General features: G+C 64.3%; 19 protein-coding genes and 1 pseudogene. 15 read left to right on the top strand and 5 right to left on the bottom strand.

Annotated features, from left to right (window positions below; all coding sequences use genetic code 11):
• Positions 1 to 6: 6 nt before the first annotated feature.
• The 3 genes from QJT78_RS24755 to QJT78_RS24745 all read left to right on the top strand — a co-directional run bounded on the left by QJT78_RS24755 (position 7) and on the right by QJT78_RS24745 (position 1,099).
• Complete coding sequence (locus QJT78_RS24755) at positions 7 to 633, top strand: molecular chaperone TorD family protein (protein WP_281460342.1); 627 nt, start codon at positions 7 to 9, stop codon at positions 631 to 633.
• A 74-nt stretch (positions 634 to 707) separates the two neighbouring features.
• Complete coding sequence (locus QJT78_RS24750) at positions 708 to 833, top strand: hypothetical protein (protein ID WP_264653573.1); 126 nt, start codon at positions 708 to 710, stop codon at positions 831 to 833.
• A 56-nt stretch (positions 834 to 889) separates the two neighbouring features.
• On the top strand, positions 890 to 1,099 hold the full coding sequence (locus QJT78_RS24745; RefSeq protein ID WP_028148841.1) for a hypothetical protein: 210 nt from the start codon (positions 890 to 892) through the stop codon (positions 1,097 to 1,099).
• Between the two features lie 32 nt (positions 1,100 to 1,131).
• Here QJT78_RS24745 and QJT78_RS24740 read toward each other — a convergent pair whose 3' ends face one another.
• The gene (locus QJT78_RS24740) at positions 1,132 to 2,301 is read right to left on the bottom strand and encodes a GAF domain-containing sensor histidine kinase (RefSeq protein WP_038943522.1); all 1,170 of its coding nucleotides are present in this window, start codon (positions 2,299 to 2,301) and stop codon (positions 1,132 to 1,134) included.
• Positions 2,302 to 2,431: 130 nt separating this feature from the next.
• Between QJT78_RS24740 and QJT78_RS24735 the strand changes: the two genes are divergently transcribed.
• Entirely contained in the window at positions 2,432 to 2,788 is a 357-nt protein-coding gene (locus tag QJT78_RS24735) for a response regulator (protein ID WP_264653572.1), read from the top strand.
• Between the two features lie 22 nt (positions 2,789 to 2,810).
• Here the strand turns inward: QJT78_RS24735 and QJT78_RS24730 are convergent, their stop codons facing one another.
• Positions 2,811 to 4,082, bottom strand: a complete 1,272-nt coding sequence (locus tag QJT78_RS24730) for an MFS transporter (protein WP_028148844.1) — start codon at positions 4,080 to 4,082, stop codon at positions 2,811 to 2,813.
• Between the two features lie 221 nt (positions 4,083 to 4,303).
• The gene (locus QJT78_RS24725; RefSeq protein WP_244433182.1) at positions 4,304 to 7,105 is read right to left on the bottom strand and encodes an AAA family ATPase; all 2,802 of its coding nucleotides are present in this window, start codon (positions 7,103 to 7,105) and stop codon (positions 4,304 to 4,306) included.
• A 112-nt stretch (positions 7,106 to 7,217) separates the two neighbouring features.
• On the opposite strand from QJT78_RS24725, the gene QJT78_RS24720 reads away from it, so the two are divergent.
• Positions 7,218 to 7,451 carry a hypothetical protein gene (locus QJT78_RS24720; RefSeq protein ID WP_240537602.1) on the top strand — a complete coding sequence of 78 codons (234 nt, stop codon included), beginning with the start codon at positions 7,218 to 7,220 and terminating at the stop codon, positions 7,449 to 7,451.
• A gap of 165 nt (positions 7,452 to 7,616) precedes the next feature.
• On the opposite strand, the pseudogene QJT78_RS24715 reads toward QJT78_RS24720, so the two are convergent.
• Positions 7,617 to 7,970 (bottom strand): annotated as a pseudogene (locus QJT78_RS24715) (BTAD domain-containing putative transcriptional regulator); the annotation flags it as partial.
• Between the two features lie 509 nt (positions 7,971 to 8,479).
• On the opposite strand from QJT78_RS24715, the gene QJT78_RS24710 reads away from it, so the two are divergent.
• Both QJT78_RS24710 and QJT78_RS24705 read left to right on the top strand, forming a co-directional pair.
• Positions 8,480 to 9,901: a YadA-like family protein gene (locus tag QJT78_RS24710; RefSeq protein WP_028148845.1), complete on the top strand. Its 1,422-nt coding sequence runs from the start codon at positions 8,480 to 8,482 to the stop codon at positions 9,899 to 9,901.
• Positions 9,902 to 10,025: 124 nt separating this feature from the next.
• Complete coding sequence (locus QJT78_RS24705; protein WP_080586606.1) at positions 10,026 to 10,496, top strand: hypothetical protein; 471 nt, start codon at positions 10,026 to 10,028, stop codon at positions 10,494 to 10,496.
• Between the two features lie 154 nt (positions 10,497 to 10,650).
• Here QJT78_RS24705 and QJT78_RS24700 read toward each other — a convergent pair whose 3' ends face one another.
• Complete coding sequence (locus QJT78_RS24700) at positions 10,651 to 10,842, bottom strand: hypothetical protein (protein ID WP_155257775.1); 192 nt, start codon at positions 10,840 to 10,842, stop codon at positions 10,651 to 10,653.
• 79 nt (positions 10,843 to 10,921) lie between these two features.
• On the opposite strand from QJT78_RS24700, the gene QJT78_RS24695 reads away from it, so the two are divergent.
• The 8 genes from QJT78_RS24695 to QJT78_RS24660 form a co-directional block, all read left to right on the top strand.
• On the top strand, positions 10,922 to 12,094 hold the full coding sequence (locus QJT78_RS24695) for a hypothetical protein (protein WP_038943524.1): 1,173 nt from the start codon (positions 10,922 to 10,924) through the stop codon (positions 12,092 to 12,094).
• The gene (locus tag QJT78_RS24690) at positions 12,091 to 12,708 is read left to right on the top strand and encodes a tail fiber domain-containing protein (RefSeq protein ID WP_038943525.1); all 618 of its coding nucleotides are present in this window, start codon (positions 12,091 to 12,093) and stop codon (positions 12,706 to 12,708) included. The genes QJT78_RS24695 and QJT78_RS24690 overlap by 4 nt, the downstream gene beginning before the upstream one ends.
• 168 nt (positions 12,709 to 12,876) lie before the next feature.
• On the top strand, positions 12,877 to 14,202 hold the full coding sequence (locus tag QJT78_RS24685) for a UbiA family prenyltransferase (RefSeq protein ID WP_028148850.1): 1,326 nt from the start codon (positions 12,877 to 12,879) through the stop codon (positions 14,200 to 14,202).
• A 117-nt stretch (positions 14,203 to 14,319) separates the two neighbouring features.
• On the top strand, positions 14,320 to 14,934 hold the full coding sequence (locus QJT78_RS24680) for a ribonuclease D (protein WP_028148851.1): 615 nt from the start codon (positions 14,320 to 14,322) through the stop codon (positions 14,932 to 14,934).
• Positions 14,935 to 15,078: 144 nt separating this feature from the next.
• Positions 15,079 to 15,810 (top strand): LPS export ABC transporter periplasmic protein LptC, encoded by a 732-nt coding sequence (lptC, locus tag QJT78_RS24675; RefSeq protein ID WP_028148852.1) that lies wholly within the window; start codon positions 15,079 to 15,081, stop codon positions 15,808 to 15,810.
• Positions 15,811 to 15,815: 5 nt separating this feature from the next.
• On the top strand, positions 15,816 to 16,532 hold the full coding sequence (locus QJT78_RS24670; RefSeq protein WP_028148853.1) for an LptA/OstA family protein: 717 nt from the start codon (positions 15,816 to 15,818) through the stop codon (positions 16,530 to 16,532).
• A gap of 246 nt (positions 16,533 to 16,778) precedes the next feature.
• The gene (gene lptB / locus QJT78_RS24665) at positions 16,779 to 17,789 is read left to right on the top strand and encodes an LPS export ABC transporter ATP-binding protein (RefSeq protein ID WP_028148854.1); all 1,011 of its coding nucleotides are present in this window, start codon (positions 16,779 to 16,781) and stop codon (positions 17,787 to 17,789) included.
• Positions 17,790 to 17,879: 90 nt separating this feature from the next.
• On the top strand, positions 17,880 to 18,932 hold a 1,053-nt coding region (locus QJT78_RS24660; RefSeq protein WP_281460341.1), incomplete at its 3' end, for an RNA polymerase sigma-54 factor.

The following is an 18,932-nucleotide window of genomic DNA, read 5'->3' as shown; positions in this document are numbered from 1 at the left end:
TATGTCTTGCGCGATCGAACAATGATGGATCCAACTTCAACAACCGCTTCAGTGCGTATCGTCGATGAATTCGACCTCGCCCGGGCGCAGGAATATGCGCTGTTGGCGACGTTGCTGACGCGCAGCCCGGACACACCGCTGCTGCACCGGCTCTCTGCATTGCACGGCGATGCCAGCCCGATGGGCGTGGCGCACATGGCGCTGGCGGATGCAGCGCGCCGGACCAATGAGCAGGCCGCATCGCGCGAGTTCTTCGCCCTCTTTGCAGGGTTGGGCAAGGGGGCACTGCTGCCTTATGCCTCACACTACCTGTCCGATACCCTGTATGGCCGTCCACTCGCGCGGTTGCGGGAAACTCTCGGGGGGCTCGGCATCGAAAAGGCTCCGGAGCGTACGGAGCCCGAAGATCACGCGGGATTTCTCTGTGAGATCATGGCAGGCCTTGCCGGCGGGAGCATTTTGGCGCCAGCGGGCGCCGAGCGCCTCTTCTTTGATCAGCATGTCTCACGCTGGATGAGGCGCTTTTTCGTTGATCTCGAGCGGGTGCGTTCGGCTGACCTCTATGCCGCCGTTGGCGCGATCGGGCGGACGTTTCTCGATATCGAGGCGGAGGCCTTCGCGCTTCCGGGCTGAACACGGTGTTTTGTACGGGCGCTGCACAAATCCGTTTGGGAGCGTGCTAGATTATCAATGTAGGGATCAACAGGATGCGTATTTTCATCATTGCCTGTCTGTTCGCCGCTTTTGTCGCACTCGGTGCCGCCGGCATCCTTGATCATTTCGTGCAGGAGTCCGCGACGACGGCGTTTGCCGAGTCGAGTGCCCGCGTTTAGCGGTCATTATTGTTTGTTAAGCTTTCTGTTCTCCACATAGACGTGGGAGACGCCATATGCGTCGGTCGCTGATCGCTTGTTTCGTCGTTGCAGCTCTGATCGCCGCTTCTGCCCTGATCTTCAGGACGCAACCTCGCGCGATAGAGCTGTCCGCCGCGGCCATGCCGTCCTTGGTCGAGCTGCACGCCATGGCGGGCGTCCATCAGCTCCCGGATCAGGAGATCGACGATCAGTCGCTCATTTTCCCGGCCAGCGTAACGCAATAACCTGGCTCCAGACGATCCTGCTCCCGGCCCGGCTAGATCGGCATCTCGAACGAGAAGGTCGTTTCGCGTGCGGTCGATATCGCACTCAATTTGCCGCCATGGGCCTGGGCGATTTGCGAAGCAATGTAGAGACCGAGTCCCAGGCCCTGCTGACTGGGCCGGTCGCCTCGCGTGTATGGCTTGAAGAGGTTCGCCAGCGCCTTTTCGGAGATTGGCGGGCCCTCGTTGGAAACCGTCAGCCCGAACGTTCCGTCAAAGGTTCTGGCTACGACGTGGATCGGTCTATCCTGGTCACCGTACGTAATTGCATTCCCGAGCAGGTTTGAGAACAGTTGTCCCATCTTGCTCCGATCGCAGCTGATGGGTTCTTCGATCTGGACCGATGAGCTGATCGTCACGGTCGGCCAGGCCGTCCTGAACTCCGCGATGATTTGCTCCAGCACCGGCGTCAACGGCAGCGTCGCATCTCGCTTGATCGTAAGGCCTCCGCCGAGCCGGCCTCGCGCGAAGTCCATGACGTTTTCGACGATCCCGGCCATGCGATAGACGGCCTTTTGAACGCCAAGCGCGATTTCCGGCGCCCGCCCGGTGTCGAGGTTCTTGAGCAGCAGGCGCATGCCAGCATCGACGGCCGCGAGGGGATTACGAAGATCGTGTCCCAATACGCCGATGAACTGCTCGCGAAGCTCCGCCGTTTTTCGCTCGTCGATGAGATCGGCCTGGCTCCGCTCCAGACGTTGATTGAGTTCGAGCTGTGCCGCGATCAGTTCGGCCAACAGCTGAAACGTGTCGAGGATTTCAGGTGTGCGAAGTTGTCGAGGCGTGGGGTCGATGGCGCACAGCGTTCCCCACACAGCTCCGTCGATCAGGACGATGGGAGCTGAGATGTAGCTGCGAAATCCATACATGGCCGGTGTCGGATGATTGCAGAAGATGTCGTCCGTCTGCACATCGTTGATGACCACCGTGTTGCCGTGCTGCCGGATCTCATTGCAGATGGTCGTCTCGACACGGAGTTCTCCGCCCGGCGCGAGGCCAAAGGCGATGCTGTCCCGAACGGCGCAGCAGATCCATTGATCCGAAGTCACGCGCGCGATGGCGACGAAGCCCATGCCCGTAATACGTGCGGCCAAATCCAGGACCTTGGGAACCGCCCCGATCTGCTGGACGGCATCGACGTCCGCCTTGATGTCAATTGCCATGGTGAACCCTAAAGCCCTGTTCCAACCAACGCGAATCTTCGCAAGACGTTCGGCGGAACAAAGAAGCCGTTCAAACCTTACGCTTGGTTATGCCGGAGAATAAGTGTCCAATCTCGGTCAGCATAGGGACGTGATCCTCATCGTCGAAGATGACCTTCTCATCCGCATGAACGCGGCTGACATGGTGCGGGATATGGGCTTCGATATCTTCGAGGCGGCCGACGCGGACGAGGCTGTCAATCTGTTGGAGACGGAACCGGCGATCACCGTCGTCTTCACCGACATTCAGATGCCCGGCTCGATGGATGGCCTTCGGCTGGCGGCGGTGATCAGAGACCGATGGCCGCCCGTGCGGCTCCTCATTACGTCCGGCCAAGTCAGCCCGGCAGCGGATGACATCCCACTCGGGGCGAGGTTCATCCGGAAGCCGTATCTTCCTGCGCAGCTGCACGACCAGCTTGAACTGCTGGCCGGCGGGCGGGCATAGCGGGCTTTTTCAAGTCGAGCCCTCAGACCACGCGTCGCCCGGTTCGCTCCGCCACCGCCTTCTGCACAAAGTACATCGCCACCAGCGAGACGATTGCCGACGCGACGACGACGTAGCCGATCCGGTCGAAATGGAGCAGCGAACCATCCGGTTGTTGCGCGATGATGGCGGCGGCGAGGACCGAACCGAGCCCCCCGGAGAGCTGCTGAAGCGACGCGCTGACCGCGCTGAACGAGCCGCGCTGGCTGGGGTCGGGGATCGCCGACATCAGCGCCTGCGACGGAATCATGCGCGAGAAGATGCCGACGAACATCAGCACGTTGACGAGGATCGCGGTCGCGAGCGAGACGTGGCCGAGATGGGTGTAGATCAGCACCATGATGACAGACACCACGCTGCCGAAGACGAAGGTCGGGTACTTGCCGAACGCGTCGCTGGCCCTGCCGACCAGCGGTCCCGTGACGATGCTGAACAGGCCGGAGACGAGATAGATCGTCGGCAGATGCAGGATGTCGATGCCGAGATTATGCACGGTGAAGGCGCTAGAGAACGGCATCAGCATGTACCCGCCGGTCGCCAGCAGCGTCGTGACGGCGAAGGCCAGCGTATAGCGCGGCTGTCCGACGGTCGCGATCAGATGGCGGAACGGGTTTCTGTCCTGCTTCAGTTTCAGATGCGCGTCGACCGGCTCCATCGCGAAGGCGATGATTGCGATCGCGACGATCGACAGGCCGACGATCGCAATGAAGCAGACATGCCAGTTCCAGTGATTGGCGAGAAACAGCCCGGCGGGAATGCCGAGCACCTGGCTGGCGGCGAACGCCGTCTGGACGAAGCCCATCACGCGGCCGCGCAGGTGCAGCGCGAACAAATCGGTGATGATGGCCAGCACGACCGAGCCGATCACGCCGCCGAACAATCCGGTCACGATCCTGCCGAGCAGCAGCACGTGGTAGGTCTGCGCGGCGGCGCAGAGCAGGGTCCCGAGCGTGAAGCCGACATAGAAGAACAGCAGCAGGCGCTTGCGGTCAAAGCGATCGGCAAAGCCCGCGGCCAGGATTCCCGACAGTCCCGCGCTGAACGCGTAGGCCGAGACCGCGACGCCGAACTGCCCGGCCGTGATGTCGAGCGCCGGCATCAGGATGGCGCCGAGCGGCGACATGATGATGAAATCGAGAATGATCGTGAACTGCGTGAACGCGAGCAGTGCGATCAGGAGCGCCTGATAGCGCGTAAAGCCGCGCTGGCGTTCCTGTTGGTCGTCGATAGGCGCAGCGAGCGTCTGTTCGGTCATGACACCTGATTTCATTGTAGGCGGGGCGGGCAAGCGCGCGAAACTCGCAGATGGGGTCGGCCGGGAGGATTTTCACGGGGCGGGCGGCAAAAGCCCTGCCGGAACATGAAGCTGGCGCCGGGTTGTGGGATCCATGCAACAGTCTGCCGGCGAAGAACCGTCCGTCATCTATCGCGACCTCAATCGTGTGAGATCCCGCGACGCGCAGCCCTCATCGCCGCTCACTCTCGCAGCAGCAGAGACTCCGGAAGTCCGCTCAACTCCGCTTCGGCCTGCTCCAACCAGAACCGCATCTCCATCTCGCGGAACATCGTCGTTGCGGTGACGAGCTCGTTGCGACTTTGATCCGGACGGCCAGCGTGCAGATACAGTTTTCCGAGGCCGTGATGGCAGCGCGCGGCGAGCGGGCGCAGGGCGAGTTCATCGGCCAGCAAGAGCGCCGTCCTGTAGTAACCTTCGGCTTGGTCCGGAGAGCTATCGCCGCTGGAAGCGTCACCCAGAAGACGCAGCGCGGCCGCCTCGCCGCTGCGCTGGCCGTTTTCACGCGCCATGGCCAGCGCCCACCCGGCAGATCTGAGAGCATCCGCCTGCCGGCCTGCGAGCAGGTACGCTTCCCCCAAAGGCGACAGGAACAACGCCTGGGCAAATCGATGTCCCATCTTCTCGAAAACCCCCAGCGCCTGCTCCATCAGCGGCAGGCCTTCGGCAGTTCGCCCCAGCAAGGAATAAGCGTGACCGAGGCTGCCGGAATTGCCTGCAACGAGGAACGGCAGGTTCCACTCGCGCGCCACTGCCAGTCCGCGCTCCAGCACCACGACCGCACGGCTCAGCTCTCCCCTGGACGCCAGCAGATCGGCAAAGCACCAGCTGACGATGCCGAGGCTGTAGGGGTGATCGACCGCCTCGGCGAGGCGGATACCTTCCTCGCCATGAGCGGTCCCGCGCGCGAACTTGCCCTGGTCGGCATAGATGCGGGTGAGAAAGCCATGGGCGGTGACCGCCGGAAATCCGGCAAGGGAAAATTGCTGGAGGCTCAGCTCTCCCTCGAGCAGCTCCAGTACGTTGAGATAGTGAGATTCGGCCTCCCCGTAATGCAGCGTCGAAAAGCACGCCAACCCGAGAAACAGCGATGCCGAGACCCGGAGCGAAAGTTCACCGAGCTTCTCTGCAAGAAGGTGGGCGTCCCGGCCGAACTTGACGGCGTCCTGCGGATTGCCGCTCAGGCTGAGCGTCTGGCACATGTGAACGAAGGTCAGGCAAAGCCGCCGGGGATCGTCGAGATTCCTGGCCAACGCTTCGGCCTCACGAAGATAGCCGACGATGCGCGCGAACTGACCGAGTGGAAAGAGTGAGTTCTTCAGGTCGATGCGAAGATCGATCGCCTGTTCCAGCGTTGCACGGGTTTCAGGCTCTGTCTCGAGGGCACGCAGCGCGCGCTCGAGGAAACTGGCCGCCTCGCGGTTGGCCCATCGCGCCCGCGCAAGCCGCCCGGCCTTGATCCAGTGGTCGGTCGCCTCGCGGACACGCCCCGCCTCGGTGAAATGATGGGCGACGATCTCGGGCTGGCTTTCGGCCAGCGCTGGAAAGCTTTCGATCAGCCGGCTTCCGATATCCTCATGCAATTGCCGCCTGCGGCTCCTCAGCATCGTGACATAGGCGGCGTCCTGCACCAGCGCGTGCTTGAACGTGTAGTTCGCCTGGGGCGGCGAGCCGCGGCGGCTGACGAGGCCGGAGGTTGACAACCGTCCGAGGGCGGCGTCCAGATCCGCAGGGGGTAATGCCGATATTGCGGCGATCAGCTCGTAGGAAAATTCCCGCCCGATCGCCGCGCCGATCGAGGCGACATCCTTCGCCGCGCCCAGCAGATCGAGGCGAGCGGCCAGCGAGGCTTGCAAGGTCGCCGGAATGGCGAGCGATGGCCGCGATTGCTCCGGACCATCGCTGTCGGATGCCTCGCGCAACAGCTCTTGCTCGAGCAGCGTGCGGGTCAGCTCCTCGATGAACAATGGTATGCCGTCGGTGCGCGACAGGATCTGCTCGACGATGGCCTCGGGGAGCGGCTTGTCCCCCGCGACGTCATCAATGATGCCGGCGCTGTCGCTGCGGCCAAGACGGCTGAGCGGCAGCAACGTCACATGTGGATGGCCGATCCAGGAAGGCTGGAATTCCGGCCTGATGGTGACGAGCAGCAGCAGCGGCAGATTTGCGGCGCGGGCCGCTATCGCGTCGAGCAGATCGAGCGATGTCGGGTCGATCCAGTGCGCGTCCTCGATCACGATCAGCCTGGGCGCCTGCGCCGTCCCGGCTAAAAGCTGATTGAGCAGTGCGTTGAGAGTCTTCTCCCGCTTCTCCTGCGGGCTGAGCGCCAGGGACGGATAGCGTCCGTCCAGGAGCACGCCGACGAGCTCGGCGATCAGTGCGACGTCGCGCGGCAGATTCGTCGTCGCCGGCGCGAGCAGGGCTTCCAGCCTGTCTATCCGTGCGCCGGCGCTGCTGCCCGGCTCGAAATTCGCGACCCGTTCGAGCTGGGTGATGAACGGGTAGAGCGCGCTGTGCGTATGATGCGGCGAGCAATAATAGCGCAAGCGGCTGTGCTGCTCGTCCTCCAGACTCGCGAGCAGGCTCTCGACGATGCGCGATTTGCCGATTCCGGGCTCGCCCGAAATCAGCACCACGCGGCCCGCGCCGGACTTCGCCTGAGTCCAGCGGCGCAGCAGCAGCTCGATCTCTTCCTGGCGGCCGACAAGGACGGACAATGAATCGGCGCGCCGTGCATCGAAGCGGCTGACGCCCATGGCCTCGCCAAGCACCTGCCACGCGGACACCGGCTGCGGCAGTCCCTTGACCTCGATATCCGGAAGCGCGCGCGTGTCGAACAATTGCCCGAGCAGCCGCCGCGTGCTCGCTGCGATCGCGACCTCGCCCGGCCCGGCTGCGCTCTGCAACCGCGTCGCCAGGTCCGGCGTCTCGCCGATCGCAACGTGCTGGTGCAGGTCGCCGGGCCCGGGCCTTTCGCCGATCACGACGAGGCCCGTCGCGATCCCCGCTCGCCCGCGGTGCTGTGCCGGCCGGCGCGTTCAAGGTACGAACCGCATCGACAATGGCGAGGCCGGCGCGTACGGCGCGTTCGGCATCGTGCTCGCGGGCCGCGGGATAACCAAAATAGATCAGGACGCCGTTGCCCTGGTGCTGGGCGACGAAGCCATGGAATTGCGCTGCGATCCTGGCTGCGACCTGATGAAAGGCGACGATCTGGTCGTGGACGTCCTCGGGGTCGCGCTCTGCGGACAGGGTCATCGCGCCGATCAGATGGCAGGCCATGATCGTCAACTGGCGCTGCTGGCGGCTGCCCGGGCGGAGCGATCCTAAAGGGGCATCGTCGTCGCGTAGCGCGACGGCTGCGACTTCGGTCTTGCGCGCGTGGACGCCATCCAGGGGCTCGTTCGCCCGCGCTGCATCGGATGGTCTGGCGCTGCGGAGCTCCGCGACGAGCGACTGGGTGACCGCATCGGGCTCCGTGTTCAGCTCGCGCTTGAGCAGCGCGACGAGATCCTGATAGCGCTTGAGCGCCTCAGCCCTGCGTCCGGTGGCGGTGAGCGCCTCGATGATCAGCCGATGCGCGTCCTCGCGCAGGCCATTCACCGCAATGGCCCGGTTGGCATTCCTGAGCGCGGATTCCGCATGTCCGGACTGCAGCGCGTACCGGCCGTGTCTGACCATGGAATCGACCGCCATGCCGTCCAGCCGCTCCCGCTCCTGGTCGCGCCATTCCGACCATGCGTCTTCTTCGATATTCAGATCCGTCAGCAGCGGATTGCGATAGAGATCGGCGGCCGCGGCCAGCGACGCGCGGCTGCCCTCGACGATCAACGTCTCGAAGCGGACCACATCGCAATCGATCACGCCGGGCGCGAGCCAGACGTCGTTGTCGTCGCTGAAAATGGAGTCTTGGCCGAGAATCCGCCGTAACCGCACAAGGCTCTGGCGCAGATTCTGCCGCGCCTGGGTCTCGAAATGCGAGCCCCACAGCAGGTTCGCGAGCCTTTCGCGCGGCTGGGGGCGCGGCGCTGTGCAGGCCAGATAGGCCAGCAATCCCGCAAGCTTCCGGCCCGGCAACGGAACCACGCCGTCATTTGTCGTCAGCTCAAAGCGCCCGAACAGCGAAAGACCAAATCTCGGAAGCGGCACGTAGTCTCTCACTCCAATGGCGAACGTGGCTCGGCGATAGTATCCCCGGAGCCACACCTTACATGCTTTGACATACTTTGAATGTCACGCGTGCAGGAGTCACGCTGCTGTCACGCTGGACCGACGCCGGCATTGACGGCGGTCTGCCTACAAATTCCCCGCGGCGCGCGCTCCCCAATGGCCAATTGGGGGATGGTGGGGGGCTAAACATGAATATTTCAGTCGTATTCCGGACGCGAGCAGCCGCTTTACTTGCAACCGCACTCATTGCCGCGCTCGCGACTGGTGCGGGCGCTCCGCAAGCCCGGGCGCAGTTCGTGTGCGTCGATACTGCCGCCTCTGCGCAAGGTGCAACGGCAACCGGATCAGGCGGTAATTTCGCCTGCGGAACCAATGCCAATGCGACCGGCACAGGCGGCAATAACAGCGCGATCGGGTTTGGCGCCAACGCCAGCGGCAACGTCAGTGGCAACATCGCCGTTGGTCTCGCCAACGCCAGCGGTAATAGCAGCGTCAATACCGCGGTCGGGGACAACGCCAATGCCAGCGGCAACAACAGCATCAACACCGCGACCGGGGAAGCTCTTGCCAACGGCAACAACAGCTCCAACACCGCGAGCGGGTTTGACGCCATTGCCAGCGGTGACGGCAGCAAGAACGTCGCGGTCGGATCCAGCGCCCACGCCAGTGGCACCGGCAGCCAGAATATCGCGACCGGGGCGAACGCCAATGCCGTCGGCAACACCAGCAACAACGTCGCGTCCGGAACCAACGCCAACGCCAGCGGCAATGTCAGCTCCAATGTCGCGACCGGCTTGAACGCCAACGCGAGCGGGGCCGGAAGCCGAAACGTCGCGACCGGCGACGGCGCCAATGCCAGTGGCGCCGGCAGCTTCAACGCGGCGAACGGTTATCTTTCCAACGCGAGCGGCGCCAATTCCGGGAACACCGCGAGCGGGGCTGGCGCCCTGGCAAACGGCACCGGCAGCGCAAACGTCGCGATCGGCACCGACGCCAACGCGAGCGGAAACGGCGTCGCGAATACCGCGGTGGGCAACGTTGCCACCGCCACCGGTGCGAACGCGTCGGCCTTCGGCGCCGGCGCGTCGGCGACCTTTGCGAACTCCACCGCGATCGGCGCTGGCGCCACTGCGACGCGCGCGAACCAGCAGGTCTTTGGCACCGCGACCAACACCTACACGATGGCCGGCATCGCCTCGGCCGCGAGCACGGCCGCACAATCCGGGCCGACCCAACTCGTCACCACGGACGCCGCCGGCAATCTCGCTTCCACGTCGCTTGCTGCGCTCGGGCTCGCCAGCTCCGGCGACATCGCAGGCATCAACAATCAGCTCGCCGGCATCAATGCCCGCCTCAACGACCTCGACGGCAGGACCGGCAAGGCGATCAACGGTGTCGCGATGGCCTTCGCGATGTCCGGCTCGCCGTGGCTGATGCCGTCTGAAAAGGTCGCGGTGACCATGAACTGGGGCACGTTTCAGAACACCAACGCGCTCTCCATGAGTGCCGCGCTCCGCGTCAGCGAGCACGTGCAGGCCAGCGGCGGCCTGACCTACGGCACGAATGGCGGCGGATTGGGCGGACGCGTCGGAATGCGCGTCGGCTGGTGACGGTATGCGTGGTCATTCCATGCAGCCGGTGGCGCGTGCCCTGATTGCGCTGGCGCTACTGTTTTCCTGCGGGAACCACAGGGCGGCAGCACAACAAAAGGCGCCTGCGCCGGCGGCCGCTCCCGTGCAACCGTCCCTGCCCGTGACGCTGGAGCAGGCGCTCTATCTGATCCGCTCGACGCTGCTCACGCTCAACGATGCCAACCGCACCGGCAATTACACGGTGCTGCGCGATCTCGCCGCGCCCGATTTCCAGGCGCGTAACACCGCCGCCGATCTCGGGCTGAATTTTCTCGACCTGCGGCGTCGCAATTTCGATCTCTACGGCGCGGCGTTGCTGGCGCCGCAATTCGCCGATGCACCCGCACTCGATCAACGGGGAATGCTGCGCCTCGCAGGTTACATTCCAACCCAGCCGCAGCAGATCAAGTTCAATCTCACATTCCAGATCGTGGCCGGGCAATGGCGCCTGTTCGGAATCGCCATCGCCACGCCGGAAGCATCCGTGCAGCCGCAGGCTCAGGCCCAGACCCAAGCCCAGACCCAAGCGCCTCCCGCCAAGCTGGCCGCACCTCTGCAGAAGAAATCGCAATGAACCGCTCAGCCAACAGATTCTCAGTCGCGACCGTCATCGGCTGGAATTTTTCACTGCTCCCCGACGGATCTTGAAGAGGAACAAAGATCATGATGTATCGAATGATGATCGCCGCGGCGTTGTTCGCAGCGGTCAGCGCCGCCCCGGTCATGGCTTACAGGAATTCTCCGTCGCTGGGCGACGCGGCAGTACGGAAGAACATCCCGCCGCCGCCGAAGCCCACTCCGGCGCCCCCCAAGCCGCCAGCACCCACGTCCGGAAAGAAGCCGTAACCGCGGCTTGATTGCGTGTCCAGTAGCGAGGTCGCCGTGCATCCGGCGATCTCGCTGCTGTCAGTGTTCTCCAACGGCATGTCGTATTAGCTCATCATGCGCGCGCGCCTCTGCGATTATGTTCGAGACGTATGGAAACGCGCGCGTGTGGCCATGGCCTGCCTTACGGTTTCCTCGCTCGCGAATGCCGACGAGCCGAACTGGTCGCTGAGCGCCGATCAGGAATTGCGCTATGCGAGCTGGAGTGGCACGCGAGGTTTTCCTGCCAGCGGCTCGACGGCGGCAGGCGCCGGTACGCAGGTCTATGCGCCACTGACGATCCAGGCGAGCGGGCAGCCGCTCGAAAACTTGAAAGTCGATCTGCTCGGCAGGGGCGGCTATGTCTGGTCGTGGCAATCGACGCCGGGGCTGACCGGTAGCGTGACGACCACGACCGACACGGTCGTATCGGGGACCGCGACCTATCTCGGCATTCCCGGAATTCAGCCCTTCATCTCGATGAACGTCAACCTCCCCTCGGGGACGACGGCTCTTTATGGCAGCGCGGCGAATGCACGGATGGATCAGGACATCGTCGACATCGCAACATTTGGCGAAGGCTTGAACATAGGGCCGACCGTCGGCGTCAACCTGCCCATCGGCGAGCAACTCATCCTGACGTTCAGCTCCGGCTATACGTGGCGCGGCGCATATCGAATGGAAGCGCTGCTCGATCCCGCAAGCGTGGAGCCGCAGGCAAGCACATTGGTGGGGCCGGGACGGGTTGAAACGCAGAGTGCGTCGCTCGGTTACCAGCTGGCAAACCTGACGCTGCTGGTTTCGGCGTCCTATGCCCACGAAACCGCGACCTATCTGGATCAAATTTCATCCTACGCGCTTGGCGACCGCTACACGCTATCAGGCACGGTCGGATATGCATGGACGACATCGTCGAGCACGACATTCACGGCGTCGTGGACGAACGCCGAGAAGAACAGGGTTCTCGATCCGGACCTGATGAAAATCATTCCCGAGTCGTTTCGCTCCAACAGCGCCGTGTATCGGTATCGCCTCGAGCAACCCTTCACGAGCGGCAACTGGACCGTCGCACCGATGGTAAACTACATGCGGCGCGATCAAAATTCCTACAATCCGATCACGCAGCAATTCATTCCGGCAAAGACCCGCATCGGGACCGGAGGCTCTGCGCAATATTCGCTACGCGAGGGCATGTCCTTGAAAGCGAGCGCGGAGCATTTCTGGATCAGCGAGAATCTCACCGAGCTGACGCCCGATTTGCGCGTTCGCGGCTGGATTGCGATGTTTGGCGGGAGTATGAAATTTTGACGCGCATCATCACTGGGTTGAGCGGCCTTGCTCTTGCCATGGCATTCGCCGCCGGCTTGTCGCTTTTCGATCGGGCGCAGGCGCAGACAAGATGCCCTGAGGGCAGGACTGCCGGCGGCGAATGCGTCAATGGCGGGCTCGCCAGGTCGATGCGCCAGCGTGCAATCATCTTCACACAGCCAAAGTTGTCTTATACCGGCGCGCCGGTTTCGCAGAGCCGCGGCGAGAGCCAGGACACGGGCACCCCGAGATCGATTGAGCGGTCTTACGACAAGTATGGACCGCCCCCTCCGCAGCCCCTACCCGCAGTGGTGACTGCGCCGCCACCACCGCCTCCGCCACTACCGCCCGTTACATCCGACAGGCGGCTCAAGCGCGATGTCTTGCTGATCCGGTGTCTCGACAGCGGGATTTGCCTCTACCGTTTTCGCTACCTCTGGGACGACACCTTCTATGTCGGTGTGATGGCCCAGGCGGTTGAGCGGATCGCGCCCGATGCCGTGGTGCACGGTCCGGACGGCTACCTTCGGGTCCGCTACGACCTGCTCGGACTGCAATTTCGCACCTGGGGCGAGGAAGGCCGCTTGACGCTATCCCCGTCCTTATCTCCTTAACGAGACTGTGGTTTTCGTCATATCTGCAGGTGCTTTGCGCCCGCTTTCGGCCGCTCTTTTGCCCCGGTTAAGTCGCCCTTAGCGAATGCCCCCTAGGCTCTCGGCCGTCCATTTCCCTGCTCCCCGGCCTCAGGGCCGGTCATGTTGCGGCCAATAGAGCGTTTTCGGATGGAGCAGCCTGCCTGGCACTACGATTCGGGCGTCCCCACACCGTCGGCGGTCCCCGCTGCGGCGCGGACGCTTGTCATCGATCTCGAGGGTGCCCTGCTCCGTTCCGAGCTGCTGCTGGAAGCGCTGTTCTCCAGCCCCGGCCGCCTGCTGGCCCGCTTCGGCGCGGGCGGACGTCCGGGCATGGCTGCGCTCACGGATATCCTGGCGCAAGCCGAGCTCGACTACGCCCATCTGCCCTATGATGCCGACGTGCTGAACCAGGCGCTGGCGGCGCGGGCGCGGGGCGAGGCAATCTATCTGGTTGCCGGCCGGTTTGCGCATCATGCGGCGGGCATTGCCGCGCATCTCGGGTTCGACGGCGTCGTTGCGCCGGCCGATCTCGCGGCGGGTGACCGGCTGCCGTTCGACCGCGCCTCCATGGAGCGCATCGAGACGCGCGGCAGCAGCCGTGCCAGCCTCAAAACCTGGGCGCAGGCGCTGCGCGTCTATCAATACGCCAAGAACACGCTGGTGTTCGTGCCGGCGATCACGGCGCATCAGATGAATCTTGCGACGCTCGGCTACGCATTACTGGCGTTCCTGGCGTTCTCGGCCTGCGCGTCGGGTGCCTATCTGATGAACGATCTGCTCGACCTCGCCGCCGACCGGCAGCATCCGACCAAGCGCCATCGCGCGCTGGCGGCAGGTCGGCTGCCGATGTCCTCGGCGCTGCTTGCGATCCCCGCGCTGTGGCTGCTCGCGGTTGCCGCCAGCCTCTGCATCTCGCCTCTGTTCCTCGGTGTGCTCGGCGGCTATCTCGCCACCACGATCGCCTATTCGCTCGCGCTCAAGCGCAAGATGCTGGTCGACGTCGTGACGCTCGCCGGCCTCTACACGCTGCGCATCATCGCCGGCGCGGTCGGCGTCGGCGTGGTGCTGTCGGAATGGCTCTTGATCTTCTCGCTGTTTGTGTTCACCTCGCTGGCGCTGATCAAGCGCTTCAGCGAGCTCAGCATGCGCGAGAGCGCCGGCCTCGCCGATCCCTCCAACCGCGATTACAGGATCACCGACCTGCACATCATCGGCGCGATGGCGGCGGCGAGCGCCATGAACGCGGTGACCGTGTTCTCGCTCTACGTCTCCTCCTCCGCGGTGACGCCGCTCTACAGCCGTCCCTGGATGCTGTGGCTGCTCAACCCGCTGCTGCTCTACTGGTTCGGCCGCGCCCTGATGATGGCGCATCGCCGCGAGATGCCCGACGATCCGATTCTCTACACTTTTCGCGATGGCGCCAGCCGCGCGACGGTGGCGGCGATGATCTGCATCATGCTGGCGGCGATCTGACCGCGCCCCGGCGGGACCAGCTGCCGCTTGCGCGGCCCGCCGCCAGTGGCTACATCGCGGGCAATCCGATTAGCTTATGATGCCGACCGACCAATTCGATTGAGGTTTTGAAACGCCATGACCGTACGCCTGCATCGCGGCGACCTGCCCGACCTGTCCCGCTACACCGGAGCGGTGGCGATCGACACCGAAACCATGGGGCTGAACCCGCATCGCGACCGGCTCTGCGTGGTGCAGCTCTCGCCCGGCGACGGCAGCGCCGACGTGGTGCAGATCCCCAAGGGTCACACCGACGCGCCGAACCTGAAGGCCCTGCTGGCCAATCCCGGGATCACGAAGATCTTCCATTTCGCGCGGTTCGACGTCGCGGTGCTGTACGAGACGTTTGGCGTCATGACCGGCCCGATTTATTGCACCAAGATTGCCTCGCGCCTGACCCGCACCTACACCGACCGGCATGGCCTCAAGGACCTCGTGCGCGAGGTGCTCAATGTCGACCTCTCCAAGCAGCAGCAATCCAGCGACTGGGGTTCCGACAGCCTGACCGAGCCGCAGCTCGCCTACGCCGCCTCCGACGTGCTGCACCTTCATGCCCTGCGCGAGCGGCTCGACGCCATGCTGGTGCGGGAGGGCCGCACCGCGCTGGCAAAAGCCTGTTTCGACTTCCTGCCGACCCGCGCCCTGCTCGACCTCCAGGGCTGGCAGGAAGAGGATATCTTTGCGCATTCCTGAGGCCTTCCGCCGCCCCGGACCGAGGCCTGCCGCCCCGTTTCGGACACTTTCGTAACGGCGTGTCGCGGGCTGCATGTTGCGGCGGAGCCGGGTACAATGGCGCGCCATCGACGTGAAAAGGTGAGCTACCACCCTGGAGCAGCGGTGAATTCGGCCCAGAGCCCAACCTACGACGCCACGCTTGCGGCGAAGTTTGCCAGCGCGGCGCGCCACAGCCGCCTGGTGCGGATTCTGCGCATCGCGGTGCCGGTAACGGTGGCTGCGTCGATGGCCGCGATCGTCGCCGTCTCGACCTTCCTCAATCCCTTCCAGATCCCCGTGAAGCTCGACTCCGGAAATCTCGTGGTGACAGGCACCAAGATCACGATGGAATCGCCGCATCTGGCGGGCTTCACGCCGGACCAGCGGCCCTACGAGCTCTGGGCCAAGACCGCGACACAGGACATCACCGATCCTGACCATGTCGATCTCAATGATTTGCGCGCGAAGGTGCTGATGGAAGACAAATCGACGCTGCTGCTCGATGCCCGCACCGGCCGCTTCGACAACAAGCAGCAGCAGCTCGACCTGCACAAGGACATCTTCCTGCGCACCTCGAGCGGCTACGAGGCGCGGCTGAACTCGGCCTTCGTCGACATGGGTAAGGGAACGGTCTCCTCGGATGAGCATGTCGACGTCAAGCTGACCAACGGAACGCTGACCGCCGACCGGCTGCGGATCACGGAAGGCGGCGACGTCATCCGCTTCGAGGGCAATGTGGTGATGCATCTGGACAAGCTGGATGACCCCGCCGCTGCCCAGCCTGCGCCGGCCGAGCAGCCCGCGCCGCCTGTGAAGACACGCACGCCTCAGAACAAGTCTGCCAATTCGAAGTGATTTTCATGATGGGATTCTTTTCGCGCAACGAAGACAAGCGGTGTGCCATTCTCGGTGTGGCCGCGCTCGCCGTCACCGTCGCGCTGGCCGCAACCGGTGCGGCCGTCGCGCAGAGCACGATGCAAGGCGTGCCCAACGCAATGCAGGGCTTTTCGCAAAACCGCGACCAGCCGATCCAGATCGAAGCCGCCTCGCTCGAGATGCGCGACAAGAAGAAGGAGGCGACCTTCTCCGGCAATGTGAAGGTCATCCAGGGCGACACCACCATGACCTCGAAGACGCTCGTGGTGTTTTACGACTCCGGCGGCGGCGACAAGCCGGCCGCGCCGCAGCCCGCGGCGAAGGGGACCAAGGGTGCGCCGATGCAGTCGGCGCAGCCGGGGCCGGGCGGCAGCTCCTCGATCAAGCGGTTGGAGGCGCGCGGCAATGTCGTCGTCACCCAGAAGGACCAGGTGGTGACCGGCGAGACAGCCGTGTTCGACACCAAGACCAACCTCATCACCATGCTCGGCGGCGTCGTCCTCACGCAGTGCAGGAACGTGCTGCGCGGCGACCGTCTGGCGGTCGACATGACCACGGGCGTCTCGCGGGTGGAATCCGACAGCGGCAGGGTGCAGGCATTGCTGCCGCAGGGCGGCAGCAATGATTGCGGACCGGGGAGCCCGGGCAAGCCCGCTCCGGCGCCGCCTCTGCAATTGCCCGGCGCAGCCAAACAAAAGTAAATTCCTGAAGTAACTTCAAGCGCTTGGGCCAGATTCTCCCGATCCGAGGTTGAAGCTTGCCCGGCGAGGCTGTATCTAGCGCGAAGGGCTTTCCAAGCGGGGTCCGCCGCTTTTCGGGCGTGTTTCACTGGGCATGAGACATCCCTTCACTCATGCTGTGCTGGCGAATCGCAAGGCCGGTGCGGCAGATCGCGGGATCACGCGCGGATCATCGCGCGGGATTGTCGTGAAAGGCTAGAAGGCGGGATGGTCGATCTCTTCAGCATGTTCCGTCGGCGCCCCGCCAAGCGCGGCCGGCCAGGATTTGCGCGCCAGGACATCACCGCCCTCGGTGACAGCGTCGGCGGTCTCGTGCCCAGCCCGGTGCGCGATGCATCGCCGATCGCCCGTGACCAGCCGATGCGCGCGCCCGACCATTTCCAGGCCGATTATCAAGCCGACTACCAGACCGAGCCTCCGCGTGCCCAGGCGGTGCATCCCGTGAGGGCCGCCAGCAGGCCCAACGGCGCCGGCGGGCCGCAGCTTCTGAAGCGGCCGGGCTTCCTGGCTGTGCATAGCGTGGAAAAGAGTTTCGGCAGCCGCCAGGTGGTGCGCGGCGTCAGCATCTATGTGCGCCGCGGCGAAGCGGTCGGCCTGCTCGGCCCGAACGGCGCCGGCAAGACCACCGTGTTCTACATGATCACCGGCCTGATCAAGCCCGATCGCGGCGCTATCGAGCTCGACGGCCACGACGTCACCAAGCTGCCGATGTATCAGCGCGCGCGGCTCGGCATCGGCTATCTGCCGCAGGAAGCCTCGATCTTTCGCGGCCTCACCGTCGAGCAGAACATCCGCGCCGTGCTCGAAGTGGTCGAGCCCTCGCGCAAGAAGCGCGAGCAGCAGCTCGACTCGCTGCTCGACGAATTCAACATCACGCGCTTGCGGAAATCGCCGTCGATCGCGCTGTCGGGCGGCGAGCGCCGCCGCGTCGAGATTGCGCGCGCGCTGGCGACGCGTCCGAACTACATGCTGCTCGACGAACCTTTCGCGGGCATCGATCCGATCGCGGTCGGCGACATTCAGGACCTCGTCCGCCATCTCACCAACCGCGGCATCGGCGTGCTGATCACCGACCACAATGTCCGCGAGACGCTCGGCCTGACCGATCGCGCCTATATCGTCTATGCCGGTGAAATCTTGACCGAGGGTAGCCCGGATGAGATCGTCGCCGATCCCGACGTTCGCCGGCTTTACCTTGGCGAGGAATTCCGCCTCTAGCCCTTTTTTCCCGTTCGTCAAGCCGTGTACATAGGGCCTGGACTAGGATAAGCAAAAATCGGACCAACTTTTGGGATCGGTTCTTGCTTCATGGCGCTCACGCAGAGATTAGAGTTCCGGCAATCGCAGTCGCTGGTCATGACGCCGCAGCTGATGCAGGCGATCAAGCTGCTGCAATTGTCCAATCTCGATCTCACGACCTTCGTGGAAGAGGAGCTCGAGCGGAACCCCCTGCTGGAGCGGGCCAACGACGAGCCGCCCGCGGGTGAAGCCCCGGCCGAGACCGGCCAGTTCAGCGATTCCGACGGGGGCCACAACGACGAGCCGGGCGGCGGTCCGGGCGAGCCAGGCCAGGAAGAATGGATGAGCAAGGATCTCGGCACCCGCGCCGAGATCGAGCAGACCCTGGATACGGGCCTGGACAACGTCTTCTCCGAGGAACCGGCCGAGGCCGCCGCGCGCACCGCCCAGGATGCGGCGCCGACCACCTATACCGAATGGGGCGGCGGTGCCTCCGGCGACGAGGACTACAATCTCGAAGCCTTCGTCGCCGCGGAGATCACGCTCGGCGACCATCTTGCCGAGCAGCTCTCGGTCGCCTTCACCGGCCCGGCGCAGCGCATGATCGGCCAGTATCTGATCGACCTCGTCGACGAGGCCGGCTATCTGCCGCCGGATCTTGGCCAGGCCGCCGAGCGCCTTGGCGCATCGCAAGCCGATGTCGAGGACGTCCTTGCCGTGCTGCAAAAATTCGATCCGCCTGGCGTCTGCGCGCGCAATTTGAGCGAATGCCTGGCGATCCAGCTCCGCGAGCTCGACCGCTACGACCCGGCGATGCAGGCCCTCGTCGAGCACCTTGATCTCCTGGCCAAGCGCGACATCGCGTCGTTGCGCAAGCTCTGCGGCGTCGACGACGAGGACATTGCCGACATGATCGGCGAGATCCGCCGCCTCAATCCCAAGCCCGGCATGAAGTTCGGCTCGGCGCGGCTCCAGACCATGGTGCCCGACGTCTATGTCCGCCCGGGCCCGGATGGCGGCTGGCATGTCGAGCTCAACAGCGACACCTTGCCGCGCGTGCTGGTCAACCAGACCTATTATTCCGAGCTGTCGAAGAAGATCGGCAAGGACGGCGACAAGTCC

Origin of the sequence: Bradyrhizobium sp. Mp27, assembly GCF_029953005.1 — a bacterium.
In the GTDB taxonomy this organism is placed as follows: domain Bacteria; phylum Pseudomonadota; class Alphaproteobacteria; order Rhizobiales; family Xanthobacteraceae; genus Bradyrhizobium; species Bradyrhizobium barranii.
Note: the sequence above shows the minus strand (reverse complement) of the source record. Positions and strands in the feature narration are given on the sequence as shown.